The organism is Sphingopyxis sp. CR5 (genome assembly GCF_059693785.1).
The window spans coordinates 205,701-217,007 of record NZ_JCATIE010000009.1 but is presented as its reverse complement, the minus strand read 5'-3'; the positions used below and the strand labels follow the sequence as shown (position 1 = coordinate 217,007).

At 62.7% G+C, this 11,307-nt stretch carries 12 protein-coding genes and 3 pseudogenes; 12 read left to right on the top strand and 3 right to left on the bottom strand.

The features are described 5' to 3' along the window. Positions 1-123 (top strand): annotated as a pseudogene (locus AC58D2_RS15310) (IS5 family transposase); the annotation flags it as partial. Between the two features lie 49 nt (positions 124-172). On the opposite strand, the gene AC58D2_RS15305 reads toward AC58D2_RS15310, so the two are convergent. Further along, a protein-coding gene (locus AC58D2_RS15305) for an IS3 family transposase (protein ID WP_095385752.1) occupies positions 173-1,320 on the bottom strand; the annotation gives its coding sequence in 2 pieces (ribosomal slippage) (positions 173-1,062 and positions 1,062-1,320; 1,149 coding nt in all). Between the two features lie 51 nt (positions 1,321-1,371). Next, positions 1,372-1,722 (bottom strand): annotated as a pseudogene (locus AC58D2_RS15300) (transposase family protein); the annotation flags it as partial. Between the two features lie 6 nt (positions 1,723-1,728). On the opposite strand from AC58D2_RS15300, the pseudogene AC58D2_RS15295 reads away from it, so the two are divergent. Beyond that, positions 1,729-2,077, top strand: a pseudogene (locus AC58D2_RS15295) (integrase core domain-containing protein); the annotation flags it as partial. Positions 2,078-2,274: 197 nt separating this feature from the next. Here the strand turns inward: AC58D2_RS15295 and AC58D2_RS15290 are convergent. Then, positions 2,275-2,751, bottom strand: coding sequence for a helix-turn-helix domain-containing protein (locus tag AC58D2_RS15290; RefSeq protein WP_081997358.1), 477 nt, complete (start codon positions 2,749-2,751; stop codon positions 2,275-2,277). A 364-nt stretch (positions 2,752-3,115) separates the two neighbouring features. On the opposite strand from AC58D2_RS15290, the gene AC58D2_RS15285 reads away from it, so the two are divergent. The 10 genes from AC58D2_RS15285 to AC58D2_RS15240 all read left to right on the top strand — a co-directional run bounded on the left by AC58D2_RS15285 (position 3,116) and on the right by AC58D2_RS15240 (position 11,273). Next, positions 3,116-3,952, top strand: a complete 837-nt coding sequence (locus tag AC58D2_RS15285) for a DsbC family protein (RefSeq protein ID WP_082665251.1) — start codon at positions 3,116-3,118, stop codon at positions 3,950-3,952. A 184-nt stretch (positions 3,953-4,136) separates the two neighbouring features. Next, on the top strand, positions 4,137-4,451 hold the full coding sequence (locus tag AC58D2_RS15280) for a hypothetical protein (protein ID WP_054588705.1): 315 nt from the start codon (positions 4,137-4,139) through the stop codon (positions 4,449-4,451). Between the two features lie 137 nt (positions 4,452-4,588). Beyond that, a complete protein-coding gene (locus AC58D2_RS15275) occupies positions 4,589-4,855 on the top strand; it encodes a type IV conjugative transfer system protein TraL (RefSeq protein ID WP_054588706.1) in 267 nt (88 codons plus the stop codon). Between the two features lie 8 nt (positions 4,856-4,863). After that, positions 4,864-5,505 (top strand): TraE/TraK family type IV conjugative transfer system protein, encoded by a 642-nt coding sequence (locus AC58D2_RS15270; protein WP_054588707.1) that lies wholly within the window; start codon positions 4,864-4,866, stop codon positions 5,503-5,505. After that, positions 5,489-6,253, top strand: coding sequence for a type-F conjugative transfer system secretin TraK (locus AC58D2_RS15265; protein WP_054588708.1), 765 nt, complete (start codon positions 5,489-5,491; stop codon positions 6,251-6,253). The genes AC58D2_RS15270 and AC58D2_RS15265 overlap by 17 nt, the downstream gene beginning before the upstream one ends. Then, entirely contained in the window at positions 6,250-7,542 is a 1,293-nt protein-coding gene (locus AC58D2_RS15260) for a TraB/VirB10 family protein (RefSeq protein WP_054588709.1), read from the top strand. Before AC58D2_RS15265 ends, AC58D2_RS15260 begins: the two co-directional genes overlap by 4 nt. A 29-nt stretch (positions 7,543-7,571) precedes the next feature. Beyond that, positions 7,572-8,180, top strand: coding sequence for a TraV family lipoprotein (locus tag AC58D2_RS15255; RefSeq protein ID WP_054588710.1), 609 nt, complete (start codon positions 7,572-7,574; stop codon positions 8,178-8,180). Further along, on the top strand, positions 8,177-10,705 hold the full coding sequence (locus tag AC58D2_RS15250) for a TraC family protein (RefSeq protein WP_120216958.1): 2,529 nt from the start codon (positions 8,177-8,179) through the stop codon (positions 10,703-10,705). The genes AC58D2_RS15255 and AC58D2_RS15250 overlap by 4 nt, the downstream gene beginning before the upstream one ends. Then, the gene (locus AC58D2_RS15245) at positions 10,702-11,034 is read left to right on the top strand and encodes a hypothetical protein (protein ID WP_054588712.1); all 333 of its coding nucleotides are present in this window, start codon (positions 10,702-10,704) and stop codon (positions 11,032-11,034) included. The genes AC58D2_RS15250 and AC58D2_RS15245 overlap by 4 nt, the downstream gene beginning before the upstream one ends. Further along, positions 11,031-11,273 (top strand): hypothetical protein, encoded by a 243-nt coding sequence (locus AC58D2_RS15240; protein WP_054724994.1) that lies wholly within the window; start codon positions 11,031-11,033, stop codon positions 11,271-11,273. Before AC58D2_RS15245 ends, AC58D2_RS15240 begins: the two co-directional genes overlap by 4 nt. The last annotated feature ends 34 nt before the right edge of the window (positions 11,274-11,307 follow it).

Sequence of the window (11,307 nt, the reverse complement as noted above, 5' to 3'; positions counted from 1 at the left end):
TTCAACAAACTCAAGAATTGGCGCAGGGTCGCCACCCGCTACGACAAAACCAAGGAATCCTACCTCGGCTTCGTCGCGCTCGCCTCAGTTAAACTCTGGATACCCTTTGTCCACGAAGCCTAGCGCTTACGGTGGCCTGCTGCCGGTTTGGTGGACACCGAGATAAGTTCATTCAGGCTACCCCAGCTTCACGTTCGAAGTCGATAGGACTGAGGTAACCCAAGGTCGAGTGACGCCGGGTCGGGTTGTAGAAGCATTCGATATAATCGAACACGTCGGCCTTCGCCTGCGCCCTCGTGCGGTAGATCTTCTTCCCGATCCGCTCGGTCTTGAGCGAGGAGAAGAAGCTCTCCATGGCGGCATTATCCCATACATTGCCGGACCGGCTCATTGAGCAGGTGACCCCATTGTCGGCCATGAGCCGCTGGAACTGCTCGCTGGTATACTGGCTGCCCTGATCCGAGTGATGCAGGAGAGCATCGGGCTTGCCGCGCCGCCAGATCGCCATGATCAGCGCATCGGTGACGAGCTGGGCTGTCATGTTGGGAGTCATCGACCATCCGACCACCCGGCGCGAGAACAGGTCGATCACCGCAGCAACATAGAGCCATCCCTCGGCCGTCCAGATATAGGTGAAGTCGGCCACCCACTTCTGGTTCGGCCTGTCTGCCGTGAACTGGCGATCGAGCACGTTGCCGGCGATGACCGAACGATCGCCGTGATCCTTGGGAAGCCCGCGTCGCCGCGGCCTCGCTCGCAGACCCTGCGCCCGCATGAGCCGTTCGATCCGGTGCAGGCCGCAGGACACCCCATCGGCCAGCAGGTCGTGCCAGACACGGCGCGCGCCATAAGTGCGATAACTTCCTACATGGCTGGCACGGACCTTCGCACCGATCACCTCGTCGTCGCGGGCACGCTGCGACGGCGGGCGGATCAGCCAGGCATGGAAGCCGCTTCGCGAGACACCGAGCGCCCCGCACATCCATGCCACCGGCCAGATCCCTCGGTGCTTCGCGATGAACTGGAACTTCATATCGAGTCCCTCGCGAAGTAGGCGGCGGCTTTTTTTAGGATGTCGCGCTCCGCCTTCAACTTGGCCAGCTCGCGCCGCAGGCGATCGATCTCCATCTGCTCCGGCTTCATCTGACCGTGACCGGGAAAGGCATGACCCGGATCGGCGGCAAGCTCCCGGACCCATTTACGCAGCACGTTCGCATGCACATCCAGATCGCGCGACGCCTGCGCGATCGTCACCCCGCGTTCGCGGACCATCCTCACCGCCTCAAGCTTGAACTCGCGGCTGAACTTCCTTCTTTGCATTGTGGACCTCCGATAGGTGGAAACACCCTATCTCGGTGTCCACCAAACCGGCAGCAGGCCACGGATCCTGTATGGCACCGTCTTGATAAGCACGCGCAGGAACGCTGCCGCGGCAAGCTTGGTCGCCCGGCGATAGATGCGGGCGAACACCAGCTTCGAGGTGCGGTCCACTTCGACATAGAGGAAGCCTCTTCCGCCTTCATAGCGCAGTTCCGCGATATCGACGTGGAAGTAGCCAATCTCATATTTCTTGAACTTCTTCGGCTTCTCCCGATCGGCTTTGGGCAACCGACTGATCCCGTGGCGTTGCAGGCAACGGTGCAGCGACGAGCGTGTCAGGTGTGGGATCACGTCCTTCAGCGCGATGAACACGTCGTCGAGCGGCAATCGCGCCTGCACCGGACACCGGATGTGTTCGAGGTGCTGGAACGGGGCTGCGCGCAAGTGGGTTATCCCGCCTCGATCAGGGCTGACAATGGCAGCGAATTTTATCTCCCGCGAGCTCGATCTGTGGGCCTACATGAAGGGCGTGACGCTCGACTTCTCGCGGCCTGGCAAGCCCACCGACAACGCGTTCATCGAGAGCTTCAACGGCAAGGAATGCCTTAACGCCCACTGGTTCATGAGCCTGGATGACGCGGTGCGAAAATGCGAGGCTTGGCGTAGGGACTACAACGAGGTACGACCGCACAGCGCGATCGAAAACAAATCACCGATATCGCTCATGTTGGCATCAGCGGCACATGGCCCGCCCTGATGTCAGCACGCTGGAAGGCTGCCAGCAGGGCGGTCCAGAAACGGGTAGCAGCTCAGAAGCCATCGAGTATCTTGGCAAGTTCTGGACGATCCTGGGATGTCGGTTTGCCCCGAACTTCGTCGTTCTGATCGCAATGCAACTCGGGTACGCAAATCCTTGTCCCTGGTTCACTTGACAAATTTTCACAAGTAGCAATTTTAGCTCCTATCCTGAGTAGCAGGTAAAGATTGTGCTGTTCTTGACTGATTTTCAGCAGGGACTCGAACCTCGGCGCGCAGAGGTTCCTGGGCGCGTTCAAATTCGCCGCGGTGTGCAGCCCATCCTGCTCGTCTGCCGATATGAGTCCAGATCAGATATTCGATGTCGGCCCATTCGAATGGCGCTGGATCGATCGACGAAGCTTGGCTGTAGTCAGGGTCCAACAAGGGAAGAAGGACGAACGCGGGCGCGAGACGGAGCGCCGCTGCGCAACGTAAATGGTCATCGAGCGCCACGGCCGGGTTACCGCTCTCGATCTCTCGTAGCCAACGAACGCTCAATCCAACTCTGCGGGCAAGATGCTCCTGACTCAAGCGACGGCGAAGACGCTCGCTTTCGATGCGCCGCCCAGAGAACTCCTTGAGCTGATCCAGCGAAGCGACGCCGCCCTTCTCGCATGTCCTGGTGTCCGACATGAGCTTCCGTCCGAATAGTATGTGGTGCGCTAGCGCTCCATGCGAGGCTGGCTATCGCTGAGCGACACAGCAAGTAGAGATGCTTTCAGTCTATTAGCTTCGTTCATCTTCAAGGATTTCAGTCTGTGTCGCGCCTGACGCAATTCCCTTCAATTCATTGATTCCAATATGAAAGTTGGAATCACGATGCTCGGCTGCGGCACAATCGTGCCGCCTTGGGGAACGCGCCTGCCCTCACGATTGCCGCTGGCTCACAGCGCGTCCATCTATCCCTCCGTTCCGACCGGCTGACTTATCACTGGCTGCCTCATCGGACGTTCACGCAACCCACATCGAACGGGCGCCGTCGCGCCAGGGAGGACTCATGTCATGCGATTCCGCGAACGATCGTGCTGCGCCTCGATTCCGGTTATCGTCATTATCGGCGAACGGCCCCTTCAAGAAACCTGCCGTCTTACTGGCGGCGGCCGCACTTCTCGCCTCGCCGGTCGTTTGTGCACAAGAGAAGACGGAGAAGGTGTTGCTGGCAAAAGCCGCAGCGGAGGCGGAGCAGCAACTCAAGCAAACCTTCACAAATCTCCAGTTCGATGATTTCGAACCGGCGCCGGTGAAAGGCGCGATCTATCAAGCGAGTGCTGGCGGCCGGATCGTCTATTATGCGCCCGAGAGCGAGCATCTCTTGTTCGCGTCGATCTTCGACAAGAACGGCGTCAATCTGACAGCCCTCGCGCAGGAAGCCGGCATCTCCAACCGTCTGAAATCGATAGACTCCTCACAGGCGCTTGAAATCGGCCCCAAGGATGCGCCGACGGTGATCGAATTTACCGATCCCGACTGCCCCTATTGTCGCGCGCTTAATCGATATTGGGCAGCGAAGGCCGCCGAGGGAAAACCGGTCCGGCGTCTCATATTCTTCGTGAGCGGCATTCATCCGGAAGCCGCGGCAAAGTCCGAGCACATCCTGTGCTCAGTCGATAAGGCGGTAGCCTTTAAAGCCATCTATTCGGGTGCCGCGCCGACAGCGCTGCGAACCTGCGCTGAAGGCCGCGGAAAGGTCGAAGCTCACGCCAAAGTGGTCAGCGCCGCTGGTGTCAGCGGGACGCCGACCTTGATCGCGGGCGGCAAGCTCATCTCCGGATTTCAGCAGGCCGAGATCGAGGCCTTTCTATCCTCGGCGAAGACCAACCGTGTCTCTCGCTGAATTCCATCTCTTCATGGCGGCTGCTCGGACGCAGAGAGCATCATCGCTCTCGGTCCCAACGCACCGGAATGCCGGCGGCGACGCCCCTTCGGGCCGTCCAGCACCGCCGTCGGCCGACAACGATCACCATCGATGCCGGCAGGCAGAGTTCAGGGCGGCCCAATGCCCAAGAAAGCAATCATTCATGGTCAAAAAACTTACCAGAACCGTACTTTCGGCCGCCGATGTCGGCGTACCGGTCCTGCTTCTGTCGCTCCTCGCGGCAAGCGCCCACGCCTTTACCGCGCCCGTGGCGGGGGATCTCGGCTACGACATCTACGACATTGTCGTGAACCAGGGTGTCAAAGGCCCGCTCGGCTTCGTCGGGGGCGTCGCCGCCTTCCTGTTCGGCGTGTCGCGACTGTTCAGCAATATCATGATCGGCATCCCGACGATCGTCGCTGCCGTCTGCCTCATTAAGGCGGACAGCATCCTTCAAACCTTCGGCATGGTGATCTGACGGCATCGGAACGTGGGCAAGCATTCGGGTTCCACGCTCGCCCACGTTCCGGTCACCGGGAGGAAGTGCTCCCGGACCCTCGTCTTCGCTTTCGATTTGCTTCGCTGGTGAGGACCGTAGCAGGAGGAGAAGGGTCGATGGACGAACGCTTGCCCCAATATCTGCACAAGCCGGTTCAGATCCTGTGGTTCGGATCGGACGAGTTCGTGTTGGTGGTCACCACCATCTTCGTCGCCGTCATCGTCGGCGGACTGGTCGGTTGGGCGTTCATCGCGGCCCTTCTCCTTTTCCTGCCATGGAAGCGCGCGCAGCCGCGCGGTTTCCTCGCCCATCTCGCATGGCGCTGGGGGATGCTTCGCTTTCGCCATTATCCGGGTCCGACCCAAACCCGATTTTACGAGTGAGGCCGCAGATGTTCTCGCGTCATCGCAAACCCCGAAGCGCGCCGGTCGACCCGCTGCTCGGTAAACCCGCCAGCTTCGGGATCCATCGGTACATTCAGGGCTCATCGAACCTCTTCGAAGAGAACCGGCTGCTCAAGTTCGCGATCGTCGGGCTGTTCGGCATTACCGCGGTGCTTGGCACGGTCATTTACAGCTCGGACCAGAAAGAGCGCACGGTGGTCGTGCCGTTCGGTTCGGGCGGCGATCTCTATGTGACCGGCTCGAAGCCATCGGCCGCCTATATCCGCACGATGACGCGCAATATCGTCGCGCTCGCCGGGACCTATTCGGCCTACTCGGCCGACCGGCAGTTCCAGGAACTGCTCTCGATCGTCCATCCATCGGCGTACGACAGCATGCGCGACAGCCTGAACGGCATATTGGACGAGCTCGCGGGCAATCCGACGCTGTCGATCGCGACCTACATCCGCCCCGATCAGCCGGTCCAGTGGACCGAGCGTGACATCCTGGTCCCGATCGAGAAGGTCCGCGTGATCGGCGGTGTCATCCGCAAGTTCCGCGGCGAACTTCGCGTCCGCTACGCCGTCGAGAACGGACGCTTCTGGGTCATTTCGCTCACCGAGGAGAAATTCGATGTCCAGCCTCGCTAGGCTCGCGGCGGCGCTGCCCGTTGCCGCGCTGCTGTTGCCCGCGCCCGCATCAGCGCAAGCCATCACCGTCCTTCCCGACCAGATGAGCACGATCCGCCTCTCAAACCGCGACGTCAATCATATCGTCTGCGTCGGCGGCGAGATCGAGGATGTAAAATTCTCGGCCGAGAAGGCGATCGCGGTCGAGCGCGCGGGCTCCGACGCCTGGATCAAGTTTCTCGTCAAGGAAGTCGACGATATGGGTATGGTGACGCGCAGCTATGTGACGACACCCTCTGAGTTCTTCATCAGCTGCAACGGGGCCATCTATCCGCTCTATGCCGAGCCTACGGAAATTCCCGCGCAAACGGTCACGCTTGCTCCCGGACGGCCGCAGCGCGCACGGGCCAATGAGGAGCTGCTCGGGCCGCTAGTCGAGGAAGAGAGGGCAGTGTCGATCACGCTCGCGATGCTTCAGGACCGCGTGCCGGCAAGCTTCACCGAGGTCGCGCCGCGGTCGGGAACGATCACGATTGCCGGCCTCCCCTCGGCGCAGCTCGTCGAGCGCCGGCGTCTCGCGATCGAAGGCTCCGGCCTTTCCGTCTCCGAGTATCGCCTCGGTAGCGACAGCGATGTCGTGCTCGAGGAACAGCAGTTCCTCGACCGCGCGCTTGGCATCGACATCTTCGCAGTCACGCTCGACCGACTGAGCCTCAAGGCGGGCGAAAGCGCGCGGCTGATCGTTATCCGCCGGGGAGACGGCGAATGAACGACACGCCCGAACAAGAGCCGCTCGATCTCGGCGAGGTCGGCAAACCGCTTCCGCCCGAGGCCACTCGCGGCCCCGCTCTTCTCGCATTCAAGGAGCGCTGGGCGACGCTGGGCTCGAAACAGAAGCTGCGCGCCAAGCAGTTGAGTGTCGCGGGCGTCGTCGCGATGCTCGGTACCGGTCTCTACGCGGCGAGTACAGGCGGAGATGAGAAGGCGCCCGAGGCGCCAGCGGTGACCAAGCTCGACATGGGCGCCGGCCTGCGCGGCGACAGCCTCGAGACCAAGCTGCGGGGCGACCTCCAGAAGATTCTCGATGGCCAGACCTTGCTCGGCGACCGCGTCACCGCGATCGAGGAGGGCAAGGTCGTGCCCGGCAGCAAGCCAGGCGCACCTCCCGACGGCGACCCCGGGCTTCCCCCGGCTCTGCCGGGCGCGATACCGGATTATCCACCCGCGCCCGGCGATGCCGAAATCGCGACGGGCGAGATCCCGCCACCTCCTTCACCACCCGCGGCGCCCCCTGCTCCTCCTGCGCCCCCGGTTGAAAAGGCCGTCGGCGCGATCGGCGCCGCGGTGACCGCCCCCGGCACGATTGCCGCGGCCGATGGCAAGGGCGCGCCGTCTGGCGCTAAAAAAAAGACCCGGACGATCTATTTGCCACCTGGTTTCATGAAGGCGCGGCTGCTGACCGGGATCGACGCGCTCGCGAGCCGCGATGCTACCTCGAACCCCGAGCCGCTGATTGCGCGCGTCCAGGCGCCCGCCGTGCTGCCGAATGACGTCAAGGCCAATCTCTCGGGCTGCTTCGTCATCGGCAACGCGACGGGCAGCCTCGCCAAGGAGCGGGTCGAGGTCCAGCTCGTATCGCTGTCCTGCGTCGATTTCGACGAACGCTCGGTGGTCGACCAGCCGATCAAGGGTTTCTTCGTCGACACCGACGGCAAGAAGGGGCTGTCGGGCAAGGTGGTAACGCGCGCCGGCGCGAGTCTCGCGCGCGCCTTCATCGCCGGCACGATCAGCGGGATCAGCCAGACGGTCGAGAACACGGTCGGTGACGTGTCGACATCGGCCTTGGGTTCGGTGCGGACGCTCGATGTCGGCGACGCCGCCAAGGTGGGGATCGCAGGCGGCCTCTCGAAGTCGTCCGACAAGCTCACCGACTTCTATCTCGATCTCGCGCGGCAGGCGGGACCTATCGTCGAAGTGGGCGCCGCCAAGGACGTCGTCGTCGTCATCCAGGAAGGCGTCACGCTCGAGATCAAGCCGACCGCCGGGAGCAAGTTCTGATGCCCCCGCCCATCCTCGGAGGAATATCGATGACCGATATGTCAAACCGGCGCCGCGCGCGCCTCTGCTCAGCCGCACTCTTGCTTGCCGGCGTCTTGCCACTCTCAGGGTGCGCAACGCTCGGCTCAGCGATGTCGCCGTACAGCGAAAAGTTCAGCTGCAAGAACGACGATCACGGCCAGTGCATCCATCCCGAGAAAGCCTATGAGGATGCGGCGGAGGGCCGGGCTTCGCGTTCGGACCCGGCGGTGACACGCGACAAGATATTGCTCAAGGCGAACCAGCGCGGCACCGCGCGCCGAGGACGCAGCGATGCTGATGCCTATGGTGATTACCGCGACAGCGTCTACCGGGAGCTTCAGGGGCTGATCGAGGCGCCCGAGGCGCCGATGCTGCGGCCGGCGCAGGCGGTGCGAACACTGATCCTGCCCTATGCCGATCGGAACCGGCCCGACCGGCTCTATATGCCGCGTTTCGTCTATTCGGTGCTTGAGCCCCCCTCCTGGGTCGTCGGCGGCTATCTCGTGCCGCCGGTCTCAGCCGCGGCGCGCGTGCCGGTGCTCGAGCAGATCCGCGAGGTGCCCGGAAGCGAACTGACGCCGCCGGTTGTGCCCGCGCGCGCGGAGCCGCGGCCATGAAGGCGCCCGGAACCGGCGGTGGTCTTACCTTCTCCGACCTGCACCGCGCCGTTGCGCGCGACCGCTATTCGGATTTCCTCCCGCTCGTCGCCTGGGTCGAGGAAGAGGAAGCCTTTCTCTGCATCGATGATGGCTGGGGCTATGCTTGGGAGTTGACCCCTACCGCCTATATGTTCGCGCATGTTCACCAGGCGCTGCTCGGCCTGTTCAACGCCCAGTTTCCCGAGAACAGCGTCGTCCAGCTTATCAGCTTCGCCGACCCGCTGATTGCGCCAGCGCTCGACGCCTATCTCGACCTCAAGACCCGGCCAGATCCGCTGATCCAGGCATCGGCGCGCCGGACGCACGCTTATCTAAACGAAGGCCGGAACGGGCTTGGCGCGCTCCACGGCATTCCGGTGCGTGATTTCCGGACCTTCCTCGCTGTCAAAACGCGCGCCCCCATGCACAGCGACCTGCGCCGCCAGATCGAAGAGCAGCTTGCCAAGCTCGGCATTCGCCGCGTCGAGCCGCACGAAATGATCTCCTTCTATCGCCGTATCTTCAACGGCGTCTTCGAGGACGCTCCTGGCGTATTCGCCAGCGGTGCAGCCGGGCACCCCGCCCCGCCGATCCGCAAGCAGATCGTCGATGCCGGCCCCGATCTCGCTTTCGACGGACCCGAAGTGTTCCTCGGGGGCCAGGTCGCACGCTGCCTGACGCCGAAAGCGCCGGCGAGGCGGGTTACCGCGGAACACATGAACCGGCTGATGGGCGGGATGCGCGGGAGCGCCGAGGACAGCGACCAGATTGGCGGCCCCTTCCTCTATTGCCTCAACATCCTCTTCGACCATTCGCAGTTCGAAATTCACAAGCGCGCCCAGATATTGTCGGCGCAGAAAGCGGCGGGCAGCTTTGCGGTCGAGGTCGGCAAACAGATCGAGGAAATCGGCTGGGTGCTCGACGAGGCCGGCAACAGCCGTTTCGTCTCGGTCATGCCGACCGTCTGGGTGTTCGGCCGCGATTCCCATCACGCCCGCGAGATGGCCGCGCGCGCCAAGCGCCTCTGGGAAAGTGAACCGCTGCCCTGGATGGTGCAGGAAGAATCCTACCTCAATCCGATCTTGCTGACCGCGAGCCTGCCGTTCGGCCTTTATCCCGAGCGCCGAACGATCAAGATGCTCGAGCGCGATTTCCGGATGCCGGTGAAGGCGGCAGCGCTGATGGCGCCGATCCAGACCGACTTTCGCGGAGGCGGCCGCCCTGCCCTGCTCTATGTGGGCCGCAAGGGTCAGCTCGTCACACTCGACCTCTTCGATCCGCGCATCAACAATTATAATTTTGTGGTCGCGGCCGAAAGCGGCGCGGGCAAGAGTTTCCTCCTCAACGATCTCTGCCGGCAATATTATGCCCAGAACGCCCTCATCCGCATCATCGACATTGGCGGATCCTACCGCAAGCTCTGCACCCTCTGCTCGGGTCGTTATATCGACGTCGGCGAGGAACGGCTGGTTCTGAACCCGTTCGACCTCGGGCTCGCGCTAGACGGCGAGGACAAGCATTCGGCGATCGCGATGGCGGTCGCGATCGTTGCCGAGATGGGGAACGCGGCGACGCGCAAAGGCGTTTCGACCTCAGAATGGAATCTCATCAAGTCGGCCGTCCAGTGGACGATCGATGGGGGCTATGCCGATGAAGGCATCGACTCGGTCCGCGCCTGGCTCGGTGCCTATCCGCAATTTGCCGCAGCCGATCTCGACCGTGTCGAGCATCTGAAGCCGGTCGCGCGCGAGCTCGCGTTCAATCTCAGGGATTTCGGCTCGGATGGCGCTTACGGGCACTTCTTCAACGGGCCGTCGACCTTCGACATCTCCGCCGACGAGTTCGTCGTCCTCGAGCTCGAGCGGCTGAAAGCCATGCCTGACCTGTTCAACGTCATCGTCATGGTGGTGGTAAATGCGGTGACGCAGGAGCTCTACCTCTCGGCGCGCGACCGGCCCCGCTTCGTGCTTTGTGACGAAGCAGCGCAGTTCATGACGAAAAGCGATGGTCAGGATCTGTCGCGGCTGGCTGAAGCCTTCGCACAAGGCTACCGCCGTGCCCGCAAATATCAGGGCAGCTTCGGCATCGTCCTCCAGTCTATGAACGACCTCACGCTGTTCGGCGGCACAGGCCAAGTCATCCTCGAGAATGCGGCGACGCGGTTCCTCCTGCAAGGCTCCACCTATGATCGTGCTGTCGAGAGCAAAATTCTTGACTATTCCGGGTTCGTCCTCGACCTCCTGAAATCGGTCCGCAACAACAAGCCGAACTATAGCGAGGTCTTCATCGACTCTCCGCTCGGGCTCGGGGTCGCGCGGCTTGTCGTCGATCCCTTCAGCTACTGGATCAACACCAGCGCGCCCGGCGAAGTCGCGGCGTTCGAAGCACTGATCCGGGCCGGGCGATCGCCGCTCGAGGCTGTGTGCGAGCTCGCCGACGTCGATCCCCGCGAGATATTGGGCGATAGCCGCGACTTGCCGCGAGCATCGGAGCCAGCGGCATGAAGCGGCCTTCGCTCCATCCCGACGAGCTAGCGATGCAGCTCGACGCCATGTTGCCCGCCGATCGGGCGCTGTTCGACGCGGCCGTTGCGGCAGTGGCCGAGCGGCAGGCACTGGGTTGGCGGTTCCGGCTCGTCATGATCGAATCCGTCATGATGGCTGGCCTCGTTCTCATCGCCGGACTGCTGGTTGACCAGCCGACGTCGCTGTTTACGCAGGCGTCGGTGACGGTCGGAATCGCTTGCTTCGCAAGCGGGCTGGTCCTGATCTGGCTCTCGTCCGTGACGAGCGGTCTGATGCTCCGGTGGCGCGGTCATCGGCGGACACGATGAACGGCCTCCTCTCCCACGCTCCTTCGCCCATCGCGGTCAGGTTGGCCGTCGGTGGCCTGATGCTCGGCCAGGCGCAAGCCCTCATCCTCTTCGCCGCGCCCGGCCCAATCGCGAACTCGCCGCGATCGCTCATCGTCGTGCTGAGCCTTCTCTCGTTGGTTTCACTTGTCGGTGCGATCATCGGTGTTGGCAGCTCCGATCCGCGAGAAAGATGGAGGAGATATCGTCGTGGAACATGATCGCGGTAGCATTCGAGTGGCCGCCTGGCAGTTT